The organism is Hallella seregens ATCC 51272 (genome assembly GCF_000518545.1).
In the GTDB taxonomy this organism is placed as follows: Bacteria; Bacteroidota; Bacteroidia; order Bacteroidales; family Bacteroidaceae; genus Prevotella; species Prevotella seregens.
Window position 1 is genome coordinate 183,952 of the sequence record NZ_JADU01000001.1, and the last position, 18,240, is coordinate 202,191.

The window sequence follows — 18,240 nt, forward strand, 5'->3', positions numbered from 1 at the left end:
TGGGTAATGAGGGTTGTTTATTCGTGGCTCAGGGCCGTCTGTATGCGCAGCAGGATGTCGTCGTAGTGCATGCGTGCATCCAGTGCCGCGCCTGCCTTGCGTGCCCGCAGGAGTTGCTGTATGCGCAGCAGCTCGCCGCGTTTGAGGCTGATGGCGTCGCTGTTGCGGGTCACCTGGCTGCTGGTGAGCTCCACCGTGCGCTGTCCGCTGGAGAGCGATGGCGTGTCAAGATGCTTGTTGATTTTCACGCCCTCCCCCGCGTTGGCTGCGGTGATGAGCGCATCTACGAAGCTCTTTTGCAGGCTACGCTCCATCACGTCGGGATTTTTGCCGCCCATTGTGGTGCGGAAAATATGGCGGTGCAGCATGTCCATCATCTCCACAGGAGCGAAAGCGGCCTTGCCGTTCTGCATTTCATTCTCGTACATCCTCACCAGCCGGGCGTTGTCCAGCAGGTCCCAGAGGATGTAGTTCTGCTGGTTTTTCAGCAGGTAGGCAGGTTCCTGCTCCTCTGTGCCGTTGGGGGTGGTGCGCTGAATCAGTATCTTTCGTGACAGTGGCGTGTCGAAGAGCCAGCGCGGATAGCCCAGCACCTCGTCGAGCAGGAACTGCAGGGCCTCGCGTTGCCGGCCTTTATTTACAAAGGTATAGGCCGGCTTGCCGTCGTCGATGGTGGGCCGTTCAAGGTTCATGCCGCCCACGTTGGCCAGCACGTGATAGAGAAACAACCGCCATTGCGACACCACAGCCGCATAGTAGGCCGAGGCTTCGTCGTAGGTCTGGCCGGGCTCGCCGGTGCGTGTCCAGTCTACCAGATGGGGCATGACACGTTTCAGGTTGGCTATGCCGTAGCGTGCCGACTTCACGGGGTCGTCGCCAAGGTCTTCGCTCAAGGCGCGGGGGTCGATGGCGCTGCGCTGCGGCTGAGCCTCGCTGTATCGGTATTCGCGGCCATTGTGGGCGCGCAGATAGGTGTCAAGAGCCGCCCGTTCATCGGTGCCGACAGGGTACCAGCGGTAGCCCCACTCGATGGCCATCTTGTCGTAGGCTCCGATGTGCGGGCTCATCACCCGCACGCCGTCGCCGGGCTGGGCCACATAGTTGAAGCGGGCATAGTCCATGATGGAGGCCGACGTGCCGCCCACGCGGTCGGTAAAGCTACGCGAGCGCAGCGAATCAGTGGGATAGGCCGCCGAGGCAATCATGTTGTGGCGCAACCCGAGCGAGTGTCCCACCTCGTGGCAGGCCACGAAGCGTACGGCGTCGCCAATGAGCTCGTCGGGCAGTTGCAGTGTGCGCGCCCGGGGATCGGTGGCGGCGGTCTGCACCATAATCCACTCGCGGATGAGCGACTGCACGTTGTGCCACCAGATGATGTCGGCCTCGAGTATCTCGCCCGTGCGCGGATCGAGCACCGAGGGGCCCATGGCATTGGCCTTTTCCGAGGCGTCGTAGGTGAGCACCGAATACTTCAGGTCGTCGCCGTCGTGGCAGAGACTGTCGGTGAAGTCGCGCGCCTGCACGGCATTTTTGAAGCCCGCCTGCTCGAAAGCGGCGTTCCAATCTGTGATGCCCTGCTTGATATAGGGGCGCAGGTGGGCCGGCACGGCCTGGTCGATATAGAACACGATGGGCTTGACAGGCTCCACCAACTCGCCGCGCAGGTAGGCCGCGGTGTCGCGGGGCTCCAGCCGCCATCGGGTGATGTAGTTGGTTTTCTTCACCTGTTGCTGGCGATCGTCGAACTGGGTGCGCGTTGTCGTGAAGTAGCCCACGCGCCAGTCTTCCTGCCGCCGCGCCATCTCCTGCTCGGGAAGCAGGGTGATTGACGACGACACCACGACCGACACGTTGACCTTCGACTTGTCCTCGTGCACCACGGTGGTGAGTTCCGACGTGGCCACCACGCTGTTGTCGAACGCTTTCACCGAGAGAATGCGCGAGAGCTCACTGTCGGGCGAGGTGCCGATGTTGATGAGATTGAACACGTCGTTCAGGCAATTGCGCTGCCCGTTGAACAGATTGTTGACCTTAATGATGACCGTAGACGAGTCGGGGGCCGTCTGCTCGACTTTCAGCGAGGCAATCAGCGGGTCGATATAGTTGTCTCTTACCGACTGGAGCACGGCCGACCCGTCGGGGGCTTCGGGTGTAATCCGTTGCTGACGCAGCAGGATGCGCTTGCCGGCCTTGTCCCACTCGAAGCGAATCAGCTGGTTCTCGTAGTTGATGCCCTTGTTCACCCCTGCCTCGTTGAGCTCTTTGGGTACGCGCTGCAGCTTGTTGCTGACCAGGAACGGCCGGCCCATGTACTTCACGGGAAGCTCCAGAAAGAAGGTGTCTCCTTTCTGAATCACGTTCATAACTCCCGCCATGGCCACGGAGTCGCGCCCTGTAAGCTGTTTGTAGGGGGAGGCCGGAGGGGGGGCTGCTTTCTTTTTCTTGGAATGGAAAAGGCCGAATATGTCTGCCGACGGGCTGCCGGCGTAGCCGTATGCACCGCCGCCAAGCAACGTAAAAGCAAGTAATGGAACGATGACGCCGCGGCGCAGGGAATGGTTGGATAATGCGTTCATAAGTGGTTGCCGAGCCATTGGAATCTTCTGAAAAACCTATTGGGAGGCGGCCGGCGGCCGCCGTAAGTCTTGAATAGTATGCAAATATACGGCTAAAATTCCTTTTCGGCAAGCATTTTAACGTAAAAAAGCATATTGGCGGGCCGCTACAGAGGTGCGTGGGCCGTGTCGGCGCAGGGTTCGGACGCAGACAAACCACACGAAAAACAGGCGCATCAAATCCCGGATTTGTGGCCAAACCGTATGGATATGCGCCCTGTGTGTCTGAAAATAAAGTCATGTAGGGACGCACACAAGGTGCGTCCCTACATTTAAAATCACGGTTGCCGTTTTGACACAAACCGCCCGACGGGGGCGGATTACCGTGTCGGTTTACTTCTCGGGCACCTCTTCGAGGGCCTGGGTGAGCAGCCGCCAGAAAGGCTCGGCCGTGGCAATCTCAAAGCGTTCGCTCGTGGTGTGCGGACTGCGAAGCGTGGGCCCGAGGCTCACCACGTCGAGATGGGGATACTTGTCGAGGATGATGGAGCACTCCAGACCGGCGTGATCCACCTGCACGAGGGCCTCCTGGCCGGTCTGCTCGCGGTAGATCTTCTGGAGCATTTTCAGGATTTCGCTGTCCGGGTTGGGGTCCCAGCCGCCATAACTGCCGCTGAATTCCACCTTCATGCCGGCCATGCTGAAGCAGCTTTCCAGCTGGGTGGCCACCACCTCTTTCATGTCCTCGCGGCTGGAGCGGGCCAGAATCTTGATGGCAGCCTGGCCTCCGCCGATGTTGATGATGGCCAGATTGCTCGACGTTTCCACCACGTCGGGGTAGACGGGAATCATGCGCACCACGCCGTTGTGGCAGGCATAGATGGCATCCACAAGGTTGTCCTGAATCTCTGCGGGCAGCAGAGTGGCGGGTTTCTCGGCCGGTTCGCAGAAGAATTCCACGCCCGACTCGATGGTTTTATACTCGTCCTCGATGGCCTGCCGCTGTGCTTCGACCAGCTTCTTCAGTCCCTCGACGCTGGCTTGGGGCAGGGCCAGCACCACCTCGGCCTTGAACGGGATGGCGTTGCGCATGTTGCCGCCCTCCCATGAGGCCAGTCTCGCACCCAGTGTGGCGATGGCCTTGCGCACGAGACGCACCATTTCCTTGTTGGCATTGGCGCGGCCCTCGTTGATTTCCAGCCCCGAGTGGCCGCCGCGCAGCCCCTTGAGCGTCACCTTGACGGCAGTCTCCTGGTCGTTGTCCACCTCTTGGTAGCCCAGTGTGGCCGTTACGTCCAGTCCGCCGGCCGAGCCAATGACAAACTTGCCCCAGGTCTCGGAGTCGAGGTTTATCAGGATGTCGCCGTTGAGCTCACCCTCGGGCAGCTCGTTGGCCCCGTACATGCCGGTCTCTTCGTCGCGGGTGATGAGTCCCTCCACGGGCCCGTGCTTCAGGTCCTTGGCCTCCATGATGCCCATGATGGCGGCCACGCCGATGCCGTCGTCAGAGCCGAGCGTGGTGCCTTTGGCGTGCACCCACCCGTCTTCGACGTAGGTTTCGATGGGGTCGGTCTCGAAATTGTGGGTACTCTCGGGCGATTTCTGCGGCACCATGTCCATGTGAGCCTGCAGCAGCACCGTCTTGCGGTTCTCGTATCCCGGGGTGGCGGGCTTGCGCATCACGACGTTTCCGGCAGGGTCGACGAAGGCTTCCACCCCCGCTTGCCGGGCAAAGTCGAGTAGAAACTGCTGCACCTTTTCCATGTGGCCCGACGGACGGGGAATCTGGGTCAGGGCATCGAAGTTGCGCCAGATGGCTTCCGGCTTCAGATTGCTGATTGCACTCATATTCGGTTCAATTTAAAAGTTAAAGGATGATCTGTTGTTGGTTCTCGCTGATGGGAGAGGCCGCACCCGTTTCCTGCTGAACGACAGGGCCAGCCAGGCGTAGACACCCAGCAGAACGACGAGCAGCGTCTGTATGCTGTGCACGATGAGCACGAAGAAAAGGGCGTCGGTGGAGGCCACGCCATAGAGCATGAGCATGGTCTTGACGGCGAAATGCCAGGGCCCCGCCCCGTTGGGCGTGGGCACTACCACGGCAATGGAGCCCACGATGAAAGTCACCACGGCACAGGCAAAGCCGAGGTGAGCCGTGGCCTCGAAGCAGAAGAAGGTGAGATAGTAGTGCATGAAGTAGCAGCCCCAGATGGCCAGGGTGAAGAACACAAAGAGGGGCACGTTGCTGATGTGCCTCACCGAGACGACGCCTTGGAGCAGACCACGGAACATGTCTTTCACCTTATTATATATAGACATGCGGCGCAACAGGAAATAAACCAGCACCAGCACAGCCACGCCGCAGATGCCCGTGACCAGCCATCCGGCCGAGGAGAAGCCGGCCAGAATCTGGTCTACGCGCGTGCCGGTGGTCTGGAAGAACTTGTCGAACACGGCAAACTGTGACAGAAACGTGAGCCCGATGATGGCCATCACGAGCAGGGAGTCGATGGCCCGCTCGGTGACCACCGTGCCCAGGGCCTTGGGAAACGACACGCCGTCCCACCGACGCAGCACGCCGCAACGTGCAAACTCGCCCACACGCGGCACCACAAGGCTTGTGGCGTAGGAGAGAAAGACGGAGTAGACCGCCGTCGACGCGCGCGGATGCTCGCCCACGGGCTCCAGCGTCTGCCGCCACCGCCAGCCCCGAAAGGCCTGGGCCAGGATGCCGAAAGGGAAAGAGAGCAGCATCCACGCCCAGTTCATCTCGTGGCGTAGCACGTGCTCGATGCGCCGGAAGTCGAAGCCGCGGTACATCCAGTAGAGGATGGCGCCGCCCAGAAGCAGGGACAGGGCTATCTTCAGCAGGTTGTTGATGGTCTTTTTCGTCTCCATTCGAGAGACAAAGATAGTGGAAATCGGGCGAACGGCAAAGGAATTGCCCGATTTTTACATGCTTTTGTTTTCCCGCCAAACGGCTTGACATGGGTCAAACCGTTTGATTTTAGTCAATAAAACGGGGTAAAAGCAGAGTTGGAAGCCATAATTGTTTGCGTGCACAGTATTTCTTCGTACCTTTGCAACGTCGAAAGGAAAAAGATATTTTCAGACGATGGCAACCGCATCGGGCGGTGCCTTTAAGGATAACAAAGAAGAATAAATTAAGGAAAGGAAAAAGATTATGAGTATGATTTCGTTTATCACAGTTACGATTGTTGCTTTCATCGGTGCTTCTGCACTGGCTCTCATCATGGACAAGATGGTGGAAGGCCGCAAGTAACGGTCACTTTCAAGTAAAAAAAGTAGTTTATTTCATATAGACAGCGGGAATCGGCCAACGCCGGTTCCCGCTGTTTGCGTTGTGTGCGGGCGGGTACGGATGCAGGTCGGGCGGCTGCTCGGGGCTTGGTTGCTTGCGGCCGAAGCGGAGTGTCGGCCGCAAGCACCGTGCGGCAACGCCCTGATGGCCTTGCGTTTGCACTGTAATGGGCCCCCGATTGCGCCGTAAACGCGATGCGATTACGGCGCAAAGGCCACGCGTTTGCGGCGCAATGGTACTGCGGGCAGCCCGGCATCCCCGGGCCGTGCGGCTTTGGCCCCCACCATGCCCCGGGTTGGCGGCCCTGCCCCTGCGCGTCCGGAGGCCGGCCATGGACGCATGGGCCGGTCGCCGGGGCCTTTTGGCGCGGCAGGGTAGAAATATGAGCCGCGAAACGTGGGTTGTGATTTATTTTTCGTATTTTTGCGCCTACGTAGCGGCTGCACTCCGCAGCCTCGGCACTTATCCAAACAAAATGAAGCAAGTCAAGCCGAAGAAGAATCTGGGTCAGCACTTCCTGACCGATTTGAACATAGCCCGGCGCATTGCCGACACGGTGGACGCCTGCCCCGGTATTCCCGTTCTTGAGATCGGGCCGGGCATGGGCGTGCTCACGCAATACCTGGTGCAGAAGCCGCGGGAAGTGCGGGCGGTGGAGATCGACAGCGAGAGCGTGAGGTATCTGCACGAGGCCTACCCCCAGCTGCGAGACCGCATTATCGGTGAGGATTTCCTGCGTATGGACCTCGGCCGCCTTTTCGACGGACAGCCGTTTGTGCTCACCGGCAACTATCCCTACGACATTTCCTCGCAGATATTCTTCAAGATGCTCGACAACAAAGACCTTATTCCTTGCTGCACGGGCATGATTCAGCGGGAGGTGGCACAGCGCATGGCTTCTGCTCCGGGCACCAAGGCGTATGGCATTTTGAGTGTGCTCGTCCAGGCTTGGTACGATGTGGAGTATCTGTTCACCGTGGACGAGGACGTGTTCAACCCGCCTCCCAAGGTGAAGAGCGCCGTCATTCGCATGACGCGCAACGCCGTCACGTCGCTGGGATGCGACGAGACGCTGTTCAGGCGGGTGGTGAAAACCGTGTTCAACCAGCGGCGCAAGATGCTGCGGGTGTCGCTGCGTCAGCTCTTCTCCAAGGCGTCGATGCCCGGCCCCGACTTCTTTGCCCGCGACATGATGACGCGTAGGCCGGAGCAACTCTCCATAGCCGAGTTCGTGGGGCTGACCAACTGGATTGCCGAGGAACAGGCCCGGCGGAAAGGAGACGAAGCATGACCGACAAGGCGGGTGCCTATGCCTTGCTGCTGAAGCAGCTGGCCGAACTCGTGCGAGGAGAGACCAACGAGACCAGTGTGCTGGCCAATGTGGCGGCCGCCATCCACCAGGCGTCCGACCGTTTCTTCTGGACGGGTTTCTACATGCAGCAGGAATCGGGGCAGCCCCTGCGCCTTGGCCCGTTCCAAGGGCCGCCGGCATGCTATGCCATTCCCGTGGGGCGAGGGGTGTGCGGCACGGCCTTTGCCGAGCGGCGCACGCTCGTGGTGCCCGACGTGGAGCTGTTTCCCGGCCACATTGCCTGTAGCAGCTTGTCGCGTTCGGAGATTGTGGTGCCTGTGTTCCGGCCGGGGGGCGAGCCCGTCGGGGTGCTCGACATCGACAGTCGGACGCCCTGTGCGTTCGACGAGACCGACGCCCGTTGTCTCGAAGAGGCCATGCGGCTGATGGCTGCAGAAATTTATGCCGGCTGAAGGAAAAAGCCAACGCAGTGCTTGCACGTTTCTAAATAAATCTCTATATTTGTACACCGTAAATTTAACAAAAGAAAAAGATATGATAGACGTAAAGAAAACCCTGAAGGATGCCGAGGACAAGATGAGAAAGGCTTCCGACTATCTGGAGGAAGAGCTGGCGCGCATCCGCGCCGGCCGCGCCAATGTGGCCATCCTTGACGGCGTTCGCGTGAACGCCTATGGGCAGATGGTGCCTCTGAATCAGGTGGCCAACCTGGCTGTGCCCGACGCCCGTACCATCACCATCCGGCCCTGGGACCGCAAGCAGATTCGTGACATTGAGAAAGGTATCATGGACAGCGAGGTGGGTGTTACGCCGGAAAACAATGGCGAGATGGTGATTCTCCACCTGCCGCAGCCCACTGAGGAGCGGCGCAAGGAACTGGTGAAACAGTGTAACAAGACGGGAGAAGCTACCAAGGTGCAGGTGCGCAACATCCGCGCCGACTTCAAGGACAAGCTGAAGAAAGCCGTCAAGGACGGCTTGTCGGAGGACTTGGAGAAGGATGCCGAGGCCGACTTGCAGAAACTGCACGACAAGTATATCAAGGAGATTGACGGCATACTGGCCAACAAGCAGAAAGAAATCATGACCGTATAGTGTGATGGAGGAGTTAGGGAGTTAAGGAGTTAGGGAGTTAAGACATAAGTATTGCTCACCGCAAAGGGCCATGTGTCTTAACTCCCTAACTCCTTAACTCCTTTAACTCCCGGCCATCTATGGACAGATGAAAGGGATTGTTGTCAAGAATACAGGCTATTGGTACACGGTGAAGACCGACGGGGGGCGGATGGTCGAGAGCAAGATCAAGGGCAATTTCCGGCTCAAGGGCATCCGCAGCACCAATCCCGTGGCTGTGGGCGACCGAGTAAAGATAGTGGCCAACGAGGAGGGAACGGCCTTTATCACCGAGATAGAAGACCGGCGGAACTACATTATCCGCAAGTCGCAGAACCTCTCCAAGCAGAGCCATATCCTGGCGGCCAACGTGGATCAGGCCTTTCTTCTGGTCACCGTGAGCCATCCGCAGACCTCCACAACCTTTGTAGATCGCTTCCTGGCATCGGCCGAAGCCTATCGGGTGCCGGTGGTATTGATATTCAACAAGAACGATTTGCTGAACGAAGAAGAGCTTCGCTGCCAGTCGATGATGGTCGGCCTCTACGAGGCAATAGGCTATGAATGTCGCGTGATTTGTGCGGCCGACGGCAGCGGGGTGGGGGAATTGTGCCCGCTGCTGCGCGACAAGGTGACACTGCTCAGCGGCAATTCTGGGGTGGGCAAGTCCACTTTGCTCAACCTCCTGATACCCGATGCACATGCCCGCGTGGCCGAAATCAGCGAGGCCCACGACGCGGGCATGCACACTACAACCTTTTCCGAGATGCTCGATGTGCCGGGTGGCGGCTATCTTATCGACACGCCGGGTATCAAAGGATTCGGTACTTTCGACATGGAGCCGGAAGAAATCACGAGTTATTTCAAGGAGATATTCCAGTTTTCACAGGAGTGCCGTTTCAGCAATTGCACGCATACCCACGAGCCTGGCTGCGCCGTGCTCCAGGCTGTGGAGAACCATCACATCGCCCTCTCGCGCTATGAGAGCTACCTGGGCATGCTCAAGGACAAGGAAGAAGCCAAGTATCGTGAGAAATTTTAGGGACTGTGCTTAGTTCAGTCCCCATGAAACGGTGGAGTAGAAAGTCTTCTCCACCGTGTCTTCTGTGGCGTCGGGCAGGTTGCAGAAGAAGTCGATACCCGTTCGTTCCTCCAGTTCGTCTATTGAAATGGCATACCGTGACAGGCTGCTTCCGCTGTCCTTGCTGTTGGTAATCTGGTCGGTCCACAGGGCCACGGCCGAATAATTGCCGCCGTTCACCCGCAGCAGGGTCATGAAGAAATAGCGTGGCACGAGCAGTCCGTTGGCCAGTGTGTGGTACACCTTGTTGTATCCACCGAACGTTCCTCCGTCTATCGTTCCTCCCTTGCAGACGTAGAGCGTGTCGCAAGTCTTGGCCATGGCGCGCACTTTGGCCTCCATCCTGGCCCAGAGACCGGCGTTGAAGGCATTGAATTGCGGCTGCATGTTGGTCAGGAAGAACGTTTGGTAGTTGGCCTCCGAGGAGTTCAGCCTGTCGGCTGAGGGGCAGATGTGGCCGTGGTCGAACCGTTGCCCGTTGCTGTAGTAAGGGTCTTCGCTCCACTGCAGGGAGGTGTCGATGAGCGGATCCTGCGGATATTGGTTGTCGTCGCTCGTGTAACGCTGGGTGTTCTGTTGGAGCAGGTCTTGGGTAAGGATGTAGCAACTCCACCGCTGGGCACGCTTCTGGAAGTCCCATTCCGTGATGTAGTTCACCATGCCGTCGGCTGTCTTGTGAACGAGGACGGTGTCGGAGCCACGGTGCAAGGCCGGCATCTCCAGCCGTCGGTATTCTGACGGCGTGGCCGGATTGGCATTGGCGTTGGCTTGTGCCGACGGTGTCGTGGGAGTTGTTGGCGTTACGGGGGTTGTGGGTTCCTCGTCAACTCCTCCTTCTCCGCCACATGCCGAGGCCAGCAGAAGCCCTGCGGGCAGGGCTATGAGCAAGGAAAACTTCTTCATCTTGCGTGCAGGGGATAAAAAAAGTGCGACAGGACGTATATGCAACTACGTCCGACCGCACTCTGTAATTCGTATATACAGTGGAATGTATGTCGAGTATTACTTCTTCAACTTACCGTAACGGTTCATGAAGCGGTCTACGCGACCGGCTGTATCAACCAGCTTACTCTTGCCCGTATAGAACGGATGCGAGGTGCTGGAGATTTCAATCTTGACCACAGGATAAGTTTCTCCTTCAAACTCTACAGTCTCGTTGCTCTTGCATGTGGACTGCGTCAGGAACATATCACCGTTGGACATATCTTTGAATACGACGGGGCGATAGTTGTCGGGATGAATACCTTTTTTCATTTTAATGCTCTATTGATGTTTGTAATGTGTACGTTGGAAGCTCGTATAATAATAAGCGGGCACAAAATTACAAAGAATTCTGCAGCCCGCCAAATATTTCTATGAGTATTTGCCTTGTTTCAAGGCGTTTGCTCTATTACTTTAAGGCATGCACTTTGTTGCTTCAAATCGTGCGTTCTGTTGCTTCAAGTCGTGCGTTCTGCTACTGAGCGTAGGTGATGGTGATGGTCTGAACGCGCAGCTGCACACCGCCCTTGTCTGTCGAGAAAGTGTTGGTATAGGTGGCATTCGTGCCGTCGAATTTCACCGTTCCCGTGTCATTGCCCACATAATTGGTGCCGTTGTAGGTGTCGCAGGTAAAGACAATCTTGGCAATCTTGGCCTTGCAGGCAAACGTGATGGTGTTGTTGGCATATACGCGCACGCCTTTAGTGGCTGTGTAGAACTTCGGGGCGGCGGTGTTTGTTCCGGCAGCGAAGGTCAGTGTGGAGCCATCCGGGAGGGTCACGGTGCCCACATCGGCCGCATTGGCCAGCCCCAGCGTGTTCAGATCAATGGTTACAGTGGTGCTGCCGGCTGTCACATTCGGGGCCGTAGCGGTCACTGTCGTTCCGTCGATGGTGACGACTGTGCCGCCCGTGGGCGGGTTCGGGGTATCGCCTGTAGAGGATGCTTTCTTGCCGTTCAGCTCCACAATCTTGTTCTGTTTGGCAATCTCGTGGGTACCGTTATAGTTGATTAGTGCTCCCAGCACCACCACTTTGTCACCGTTTTTCAGCTGATCGGTGGCCGTAAACTTCTCTCCACCCAGTGCGTAGCCACGGTAAACCTCGAGCTTTCCGGCCTCGGTACCGTCGTCGGATATATAGTAGGTGGCGTTGCCATACTCGGTACTGATCTCGGGAGTACCCACTACAGTGCCGGCCACATACACGTTGTCGCTGGTGTAAGTGCCGGCGGTGATGAGTTGTTGGGCCTTAGCCACGTTGTAGGGTGAGGCCTCGGTACCCTCGCCGGCGGGCGCTGCGGTGCCGCCCGTTCCGCCGCCGCCGCTGTTGTTTCCCTTGCCGTTGATGGAGACAATCTGGCTGCCCTGGGTCACCTCGGGCGTGGCGTTGTACATGGTGAGCACGCCATAGACCACCAGTGTGTCGCCCACGGCAATCTCGTTGCCCGTGGCAAATTTCGCCCCGTTCAGGGCATAGCCGCGATAAACTTCCAGTTGTGTGGTTCCGCCCTTGGTGTCGGCCAGGAAGTAGGTGGCGTTTCCGTATTGTGTGCTAACCTCGCCCATTTTGGCGACGATGCCTTTCAGATACACCTTCGCCGAGGTGTAGGTTCCAGCCTTGATGATTTGCAGGGCCTTGGCCACGTTGTAGGGCGACGCCAGTGTACCCTCGCCGATGGGGTCGGTTGTGGTTTCGGGGGTTGTGCCGTTGCCGTTGTAGTTGCCGTTGTAGGGCATGGGGACGTCCTCGCAACTGCCCAGCGTCATGACCGCCAGGGCCAGCGCGCATGCGTACTGAATCAATTTTTTCATCGTATCTTCGTTTTATTATTTTACTTCTTCCACGTCATCCAGCGTGCGGATGATGATTTCCCAGGTTCTGTTGTACCGTTTCATGATGCCCGTTACGTTGATTTTGCCGGTGGGCAGAGGGTTGGCGGCAAAGTCGGCATAGTTGCTTGTATAGAGCATGACGCTGTTGCCCAACTCGTTGAAGTAGACGCTTTTCGAGCCGCCACCGCCTCCGGGTGTGGCGTAGGTGGCCTTGCCGTCTGCCCCTTTCAGTGACACGTTGGTGAGTTTCACCAGTCGGCCGCCGTAGGTCAGCCCGTCATTGGCCGGTTTCCAGTTCTTGTCGAAGGCGACAGGCTCCATAGTTTGCGTCTTGCCCGTGAGGCGGAAGTGCTGGTTCCACAGCGCGCGGCTCATGCGGCTCACGTAGGTTGCTCCGCTGGCATTGGTGTAGGGCGTGCCTATTTCGGCCTGCAAACCGTAGTTGCCCACGTAAAGTCCCTTGAGGTCAATGATGATTTCGGCCCCCACCGGCAGTGTGCCGAAGAGACCTCCCTCGGCTACAGCTATGACGATGCCGCCCGTAGCGTCGGCCACGGCCAGCTCATTGTAGAGGTTTCCCTGGATGTCATTGCCCGTCACCACGGCCTTGATCTTCGTGTCTTCAGCGACTTGAGCATAGGCCTTGCCGTCGCGATAGTCGGTGGTGATGGCCGTCTTGTAGCGGTCTTTGAGCTCGGCAATGGTGATGATGTTGCTTTCGTCGATGTCCTTGTTGCCCACGCCGGCCTGCTCGGCTGTCGGTTGCTGTGCGTCCCAGTCGCCGTCCATGCAGCCCGTGGCCACGCAGCAGACCAGGGCCAGCACCATGATATGATGGAATGTCTTCATTGTCTTGTTGCGGTTTAGAATTTGTAAGCGATGTTCAGCATGCCGTTGGCACCGAGGGCATAATACTTCTTCGGATTCTTGGAGAACCGGTACATGCGGCTGTTTCCCGACGAGGTGTAGTCCGAACGGCTCTGTTCGTAGCCGCTGGTTACTATCCGTTGATTGTTCAGAATGTTGCTCACCATGAGGTTGATGGACAGGCTTCCATGCTTCAGATAGATGCTCTTGCCGATGGAGCCGTCCAGCATCCAGCCGCCTCGGCCCTTGTCCTGGGGCGACACGAGCAGGTTGCCGTTGCCGTCGGTGCTGCCAATGCGCTGCAGGGCACTCTGGTAACGGTAGTAGGGCGAGTAGCCCAGGTAGATGCGGTCGTACCAGTTGCCGTTCAGATCGACGAACCATCCGCCCTTGTGATAGCTCAGCACGATAGCCGTGGCCGTGAGCGGCGTGCTGCTTTCACGCATGCCTTTCACCAGGGCTACGTCGTCGTTGTACACGCCCTGCGTGGAGTTGATGTAGCGAACATGGGCATTACTGATGTTCTTGGCCTCGCTCAGCGTGCCGATGAGACGCAGGTTCAGGAACGAAGCCAGCTTGAAATCGAGGCCGCCCTCCAGTCCGTAGTACTCCTTGCGCAGCCCCGACAGCGAGTTGTAGGAGAAGCTGTTGATGTCGTCGAAGTAGAAGCACGTCCACTCCGTCACGTGTGTAATGTGGTTGTAATAGGCGCTGAGGTTGGCATGCAGCCAGCTACCCAGATACTGATAGCCCACTTCACTGGAGAAGATGTGCTCGTTGTGCAGGTTGCCCACAAAGTCGTTGTTCATCTCGGGAGCCGTGAATGCCGTGGCGGCTGAGGGGGCGTGGCTCTCGTAGCCCATGCCCAGGGTGAGCGTGTTGCCGCGTCCCAGGTTGAAGTTGGCCCCGGCCTTGAAGCCGCCCTCCACGAACTCGGCCGTGCGGCTCTTGCCAAACGAGTTCTCGGCAAAGAGGCCATTGCGCATCTTGCCGTCGCGCTGCATCGACTGATAGCCCAGCCGAGCAGCCACTGTATAGTGCACGCTGCCGAAGGTTTCGGCGTAGTTGGTCCACAGTTGGGCGCGGTTTATAAAGATGTGATAGTCGTAGCCGAACTTGTCGCCCTTGCCCACCCCGGCGTTCGGGCGGTTCAGATCATACTGCAGTTTGTCCGACCCGGCGGCATAAGTGCCCAGTGCATAGTAGTTGATGTTGTGGTAGCTGCCGGCCCCCAGCATGTCCGACATGGTCTGATAGTGGCTGGCATCGTTGCGGGCCAGGAAGAAACCGTTGTTCCACACGCTCTTGGCCGTCATGCGTGAGGTGAGCGTCGAGGCCAGCGTCAGGTTGAGCACGTTGTTGTGCTTGGCCTGAATGAAGTACATGGCATCGGCTCCCTGCGCCGTGGCCTGCCGGTTGGCGTAGACCAGACGGTCGAAGTTGATCTGCCGTGCAGCCTCGCTTCCCATCAGATAGTCGCGTGCCGTGAGGAAGTCCTGGTAGCCCTGGAGCGAGTTCATGGCGTTGGAACCCCACACGTCGTAGTAGCTCGACGGCAGCCGCTTCCAGTAGTCGGGGTGCGGATTGTCGGTCCCGTTGTAGTTGAGCTTGGTACTTGAGTACCAGCTGTACTTGCCAAAGAGCGACGTGGTGAGCTTGTTGTTGTCGTTGATGGCCCAGTCCCAGGTGAAGACGGCCGAGGGGGCGAAGTCGTTCACCACGCGGCTGTTGCGGCGTTTGCCGTTCTGATAGCCCCAGTAGGGATTGTACTGGTAGTCGTTGGCCAGCCAGTACATCTCGTCGGTCGAGGCTCCCTGCGTGGCGCGCTCCGTGGGGTTGCCCCAGGTGGAGAACGAGAGCGAGTGGCGGTTGCCCAGCAGTTTCTGCACGCCGAGGAAGTAGGAGAGGGCGTTGTAGAACGTGCCCGGAACGTATCCGCGGTTGGCCCATCGGTAGGTGACGTTGGCCGAGAGGGCCCATCCACGGCTGTTCAGCCCGCTGTTGTAGGTGTACATGCCGCGCATGGTATAGTTGCGGTTGGCGGCCGAGAGCGTGATGCGCTGGCCGGCGGCCATGCTTGCAGGGCGGAAATCGTAGTTGTTGGAGCCGCCGAGACCCGTTGCAGCGAAGTTGTTGGCCTCGAAAGGCAGGGCCGATTCCATGTTGCGCGTCTGCTGGTTCAGGCCGCCCACGAGCGAGTAGCGGAACTGTCCCGTCTCCATGTCGTTCACCGGAGCGCCGTTGATATAGATGTCGTTGTACTTCTGATTGAGGGCACGGTAGCGGAACCTGACGGGCGAGAAGAGGAATCCCACCCTGGAACTGTAGACGCTCGAATTGGAGTTGACGATGCTGATGCTCTGCTCCATGTTGTCGTCTTCGCCCAGCTGTGCCTCTGTGAACGTGAAGGCGGCCTCGCCTACATTGGTCGAGTCGCTTTGGGCGAACGCCACCGAAGCATAGCCTAAGGCCGTCAGGGCCAAGATAAGCTTTGTCTGCATAGTTGACTGAAGTTGTTATTGATAGTGATATATTTTTGCAAAGTTAGCGAAATATATCCTACTTCCATGCCCCTTTTTCCCGAAAAATTCAGGCGATAAGGCCTTTATCTCGAATTTAATTGCGATATTTGCACAAAATATAAGCCATGAACCCTAAAATCAACTTTGCATTCCTGGCCTTGCTCTTGCTGGCCATGCTCCCGGTTTCGGCCCAGCGCCGCTTCAATGTCTACGCCGTGGGCTTCTACAATCAGGAGAATCTCTTCGACACTTGCCACGACGAAGGCAAGCGCGACTACGACTTCCTGCCCTCCGGCCCCTACCGATGGGACGGACTGAAATACAGCCATAAGCTGCACAACATGGCCCGCGCGCTGAGCGACATGGGCACCTCGACGCTGCCCGGCGTGGGTTGCGCCGTCATCGGACTGGCCGAGGTGGAGAACGCCAAGGTGCTCGCCGACCTGTGCGCCCAGCCCGAACTGCAGGCCCGCAACTACCGGTTCTGCCACATCGAGGGCCCCGACCGCCGCGGCATAGACTGTGCCCTGCTCTACAACCCCGCCCTCTTCCGGCTGCGCGACGTGAAGCTCGTGCCCTATGTGCCCACCGAAAAGCAGGACAGCGGCTTTGCCACGCGCGGCTTCCTCACCGTGAGCGGCGAGCTGGCGGGCGAGCATGTGGCCTTCATCGTGTGCCATCTGCCCAGCCGTTTCAGCGGATCGTACTATCGTGAGGTGGGTGCCGCCCAGGCCCGTGCCGTGAAAGACTCGCTGCTGCGCGCCGACAGCGGATGCAAGGTGTTCGTCATGGGCGACATGAACGACGACCCCACCAACAAGAGCATGCATGAGATTCTCTCGGCCAAAGAGGAAATAGCCCTCGTGGGGCCCGGCGACATGTACAACCCCTGGTACAACGTGCTGGCCAAGCAAGGCACCGGAACTCTGATGTACCAAGGCTCGTGGAACCTCTTCGACCAGATTGTGATGACGCCCAACCTGCTCAATGCCAAGGGTTCCAAGGACTACTCGACGCTGAAATACTGGAAAAACGAGATTCAGCGCATGCCCTATCTCTTCCAGACCGAGGGGCAATACAAGGGCTCGGTAAAGCGTACCACGGCCGGCGGCAAGTGGCTCGACGGTTATTCCGACCATCTGCCCGTGTGCGTGTATCTGGTGAAAGAGAAGTAACGGCCGGTTTCACATGACACGGACAACGCCCGAGCTCCCCGTCACCGAGCCCTCGTCCATATCCGGCGAGGCCCCGGTGGAGACGCATCCTTTCACGCCTTTCCTTCCGTCCACGGCCCGGTTGCTCATGCTCGGCACCTTTCCGCCGGCTCCCAGACGCTGGTGCATGGACTGGTACTATCCCAATTTCACCAACGACATGTGGCGCATCGTCGGCCTTTGCTTCTTTGGCGACAAGATGCATTTCGTGGATTCGGCCCGCAAAACCTACCGGCTGGCCGAGCTGCAAGCCTTTCTGGCCGAGTGCGGCATAGCCATCTTCGACACCTGTCTGCGCATACGCCGCACCACGGGCACGGCCTCCGACAAGGACCTGGAGGTGGTGGAACAGGCCGACCTCGACGGCATGCTGCGGGCCCTGCCCCGGTGCCGCGCGGTGCTGGCGGCCGGCCAACTGGCCACGAGCATCTTCACCACCCACTACGGCATCGACGCGCGCCACCTCAAAATGGGCGGCCACGTAGACTTCTCGTTCGAGAACCGGGCCATCGGTCTCTACCGCGAGCCCAGCTCGTCGCGCGCCTATCCCATGCGCGTGGAGCAGAAAGCCGAGTACTACCGCCGCATGTTTCAGGACATCGGGCTGCTCTGACGGTCTGCTGTGCAATGGCGTTTGCTTTCACTCCACAACTCCTTTAACCCCATCACTCCTCTAACTCCTGTCTCCTTTACTCCTTAAAATATGGACAAGATAACGATAATCGGCATTGCCGGCGGCACGGGTTCCGGCAAGACCACCGTGGTCAAGAAGATTGTGCAGGCCCTGCCGCCCCACTATGTGGCCGTGGTTCCACAGGATTCCTACTACAACGACACCACCGCCATGACCGAGGACGAGCGGCGTGCCATCAACTTCGACCACCCCGACGCGTTCGACTGGAAGTTGCTCATCCGGCAAATCAGCGACCTGCGAGAGGGTCGTGCCGTGGAGCAGCCCACCTACAGCTACCTGCTGTGCAACCGTTTGCCCGAGACTGTGCACGTGGAACCCAAGCCCGTCATCATCATAGAGGGCATCATGGCCCTGCTCAACAAGAAGCTGCGCGACATGATGGACCTGAAGATTTTCGTCGATGCCGACCCCGACGAGCGGCTCATCCGCAACATTCAGCGCGACACCATCGACCGCGGCCGCACCGTCTCGATGGTGGTCGACCGGTATCTCAAGGTGCTCAAGCCCATGCACGAGCAGTTCATCGAGCCCACCAAGCGGCATGCCGACCTCATCATCCCGCAGGGAGGAGAGAACGTTAAGGGTATCGGCATCCTCTGCAAATACATCGAGGGACTGGTGCCCGTAGACGAGTAAACGGCCCGTGGCTCCGCAATGGCGGCTTCGTGGCAAAACGACAACGGCGTAAAGGCAATGCCTTTACGCCGTTGTCGCGTTGCGTCTGCACCGTAATCATTCGGCCATT

At 58.5% G+C, this 18,240-nt stretch carries 15 protein-coding genes; 7 read left to right on the top strand and 8 right to left on the bottom strand.

The window, feature by feature from the left end; translation table 11 throughout:
* Positions 1 to 17: 17 nt before the first annotated feature.
* The 3 genes from L888_RS0100810 to L888_RS0100820 form a co-directional block, all read right to left on the bottom strand.
* Positions 18 to 2,576: a zinc-dependent metalloprotease gene (locus L888_RS0100810; RefSeq protein WP_027951483.1), complete on the bottom strand. Its 2,559-nt coding sequence runs from the start codon at positions 2,574 to 2,576 to the stop codon at positions 18 to 20.
* Between the two features lie 372 nt (positions 2,577 to 2,948).
* The gene (locus tag L888_RS0100815) at positions 2,949 to 4,403 is read right to left on the bottom strand and encodes an aminoacyl-histidine dipeptidase (RefSeq protein WP_005843966.1); all 1,455 of its coding nucleotides are present in this window, start codon (positions 4,401 to 4,403) and stop codon (positions 2,949 to 2,951) included.
* Between the two features lie 12 nt (positions 4,404 to 4,415).
* Complete coding sequence (locus L888_RS0100820; RefSeq protein WP_027951484.1) at positions 4,416 to 5,453, bottom strand: lysylphosphatidylglycerol synthase transmembrane domain-containing protein; 1,038 nt, start codon at positions 5,451 to 5,453, stop codon at positions 4,416 to 4,418.
* An 899-nt stretch (positions 5,454 to 6,352) separates the two neighbouring features.
* Between L888_RS0100820 and rsmA the strand changes: the two genes are divergently transcribed.
* The 4 genes from rsmA to rsgA all read left to right on the top strand — a co-directional run bounded on the left by rsmA (position 6,353) and on the right by rsgA (position 9,344).
* Entirely contained in the window at positions 6,353 to 7,168 is an 816-nt protein-coding gene (rsmA, locus tag L888_RS0100830) for a 16S rRNA (adenine(1518)-N(6)/adenine(1519)-N(6))-dimethyltransferase RsmA (RefSeq protein ID WP_044248370.1), read from the top strand.
* Entirely contained in the window at positions 7,165 to 7,641 is a 477-nt protein-coding gene (locus L888_RS0100835; RefSeq protein ID WP_027951486.1) for a GAF domain-containing protein, read from the top strand. The genes rsmA and L888_RS0100835 overlap by 4 nt, the downstream gene beginning before the upstream one ends.
* Positions 7,642 to 7,723: 82 nt before the next feature.
* Entirely contained in the window at positions 7,724 to 8,284 is a 561-nt protein-coding gene (gene frr / locus L888_RS0100840; RefSeq protein WP_015298372.1) for a ribosome recycling factor, read from the top strand.
* A 127-nt stretch (positions 8,285 to 8,411) separates the two neighbouring features.
* Positions 8,412 to 9,344: a ribosome small subunit-dependent GTPase A gene (rsgA, locus tag L888_RS0100845; protein WP_027951487.1), complete on the top strand. Its 933-nt coding sequence runs from the start codon at positions 8,412 to 8,414 to the stop codon at positions 9,342 to 9,344.
* Positions 9,345 to 9,353: 9 nt separating this feature from the next.
* Here the strand turns inward: rsgA and L888_RS0100850 are convergent, their stop codons facing one another.
* From L888_RS0100850 to L888_RS0100870, 5 genes are all read right to left on the bottom strand, one after another.
* Positions 9,354 to 10,286, bottom strand: coding sequence for a DNA/RNA non-specific endonuclease (locus tag L888_RS0100850; RefSeq protein ID WP_027951488.1), 933 nt, complete (start codon positions 10,284 to 10,286; stop codon positions 9,354 to 9,356).
* A 99-nt stretch (positions 10,287 to 10,385) separates the two neighbouring features.
* The gene (locus L888_RS0100855) at positions 10,386 to 10,637 is read right to left on the bottom strand and encodes a type B 50S ribosomal protein L31 (RefSeq protein ID WP_005843953.1); all 252 of its coding nucleotides are present in this window, start codon (positions 10,635 to 10,637) and stop codon (positions 10,386 to 10,388) included.
* Between the two features lie 202 nt (positions 10,638 to 10,839).
* Positions 10,840 to 12,177 carry a hypothetical protein gene (locus tag L888_RS0100860; RefSeq protein ID WP_027951489.1) on the bottom strand — a complete coding sequence of 446 codons (1,338 nt, stop codon included), beginning with the start codon at positions 12,175 to 12,177 and terminating at the stop codon, positions 10,840 to 10,842.
* Between the two features lie 15 nt (positions 12,178 to 12,192).
* On the bottom strand, positions 12,193 to 13,047 hold the full coding sequence (locus L888_RS0100865) for a DUF5689 domain-containing protein (RefSeq protein WP_027951490.1): 855 nt from the start codon (positions 13,045 to 13,047) through the stop codon (positions 12,193 to 12,195).
* A gap of 14 nt (positions 13,048 to 13,061) precedes the next feature.
* A complete protein-coding gene (locus L888_RS0100870) occupies positions 13,062 to 15,566 on the bottom strand; it encodes a TonB-dependent receptor (RefSeq protein ID WP_027951491.1) in 2,505 nt (834 codons plus the stop codon).
* 146 nt (positions 15,567 to 15,712) lie between these two features.
* Between L888_RS0100870 and L888_RS0100875 the strand changes: the two genes are divergently transcribed.
* The 3 genes from L888_RS0100875 to udk all read left to right on the top strand — a co-directional run bounded on the left by L888_RS0100875 (position 15,713) and on the right by udk (position 18,131).
* The gene (locus L888_RS0100875) at positions 15,713 to 16,762 is read left to right on the top strand and encodes an endonuclease/exonuclease/phosphatase family protein (RefSeq protein WP_027951492.1); all 1,050 of its coding nucleotides are present in this window, start codon (positions 15,713 to 15,715) and stop codon (positions 16,760 to 16,762) included.
* A gap of 127 nt (positions 16,763 to 16,889) precedes the next feature.
* Entirely contained in the window at positions 16,890 to 17,414 is a 525-nt protein-coding gene (locus tag L888_RS0100880) for a uracil-DNA glycosylase family protein (RefSeq protein WP_044126883.1), read from the top strand.
* Positions 17,415 to 17,504: 90 nt separating this feature from the next.
* On the top strand, positions 17,505 to 18,131 hold the full coding sequence (gene udk, locus L888_RS0100885; protein ID WP_005843939.1) for a uridine kinase: 627 nt from the start codon (positions 17,505 to 17,507) through the stop codon (positions 18,129 to 18,131).
* The last annotated feature ends 109 nt before the right edge of the window (positions 18,132 to 18,240 follow it).

Bases quoted from the DNA above. Each gene is read 5' to 3' on its own strand.
- L888_RS0100865 (WP_027951490.1), bottom strand. From the start codon at position 13,047: ATGAAGACATTCCATCATATCATGGTGCTGGCCCTGGTCTGCTGCGTG.
- udk (WP_005843939.1), top strand. From the start codon at position 17,505: ATGGACAAGATAACGATAATCGGCATTGCCGGCGGCACGGGTTCCGGC.
- L888_RS0100810 (WP_027951483.1), bottom strand. From the start codon at position 2,576: ATGAACGCATTATCCAACCATTCCCTGCGCCGCGGCGTCATCGTTCCA.
- L888_RS0100875 (WP_027951492.1), top strand. From the start codon at position 15,713: ATGAACCCTAAAATCAACTTTGCATTCCTGGCCTTGCTCTTGCTGGCC.
- rsmA (WP_044248370.1), top strand. From the start codon at position 6,353: ATGAAGCAAGTCAAGCCGAAGAAGAATCTGGGTCAGCACTTCCTGACC.
- L888_RS0100850 (WP_027951488.1), bottom strand. From the start codon at position 10,286: ATGAAGAAGTTTTCCTTGCTCATAGCCCTGCCCGCAGGGCTTCTGCTG.
- L888_RS0100880 (WP_044126883.1), top strand. From the start codon at position 16,890: ATGCTCGGCACCTTTCCGCCGGCTCCCAGACGCTGGTGCATGGACTGG.
- L888_RS0100835 (WP_027951486.1), top strand. From the start codon at position 7,165: ATGACCGACAAGGCGGGTGCCTATGCCTTGCTGCTGAAGCAGCTGGCC.
- L888_RS0100855 (WP_005843953.1), bottom strand. From the start codon at position 10,637: ATGAAAAAAGGTATTCATCCCGACAACTATCGCCCCGTCGTATTCAAA.
- L888_RS0100870 (WP_027951491.1), bottom strand. From the start codon at position 15,566: ATGCAGACAAAGCTTATCTTGGCCCTGACGGCCTTAGGCTATGCTTCG.
- frr (WP_015298372.1), top strand. From the start codon at position 7,724: ATGATAGACGTAAAGAAAACCCTGAAGGATGCCGAGGACAAGATGAGA.
- L888_RS0100820 (WP_027951484.1), bottom strand. From the start codon at position 5,453: ATGGAGACGAAAAAGACCATCAACAACCTGCTGAAGATAGCCCTGTCC.
- L888_RS0100860 (WP_027951489.1), bottom strand. From the start codon at position 12,177: ATGAAAAAATTGATTCAGTACGCATGCGCGCTGGCCCTGGCGGTCATG.
- rsgA (WP_027951487.1), top strand. From the start codon at position 8,412: ATGAAAGGGATTGTTGTCAAGAATACAGGCTATTGGTACACGGTGAAG.
- L888_RS0100815 (WP_005843966.1), bottom strand. From the start codon at position 4,403: ATGAGTGCAATCAGCAATCTGAAGCCGGAAGCCATCTGGCGCAACTTC.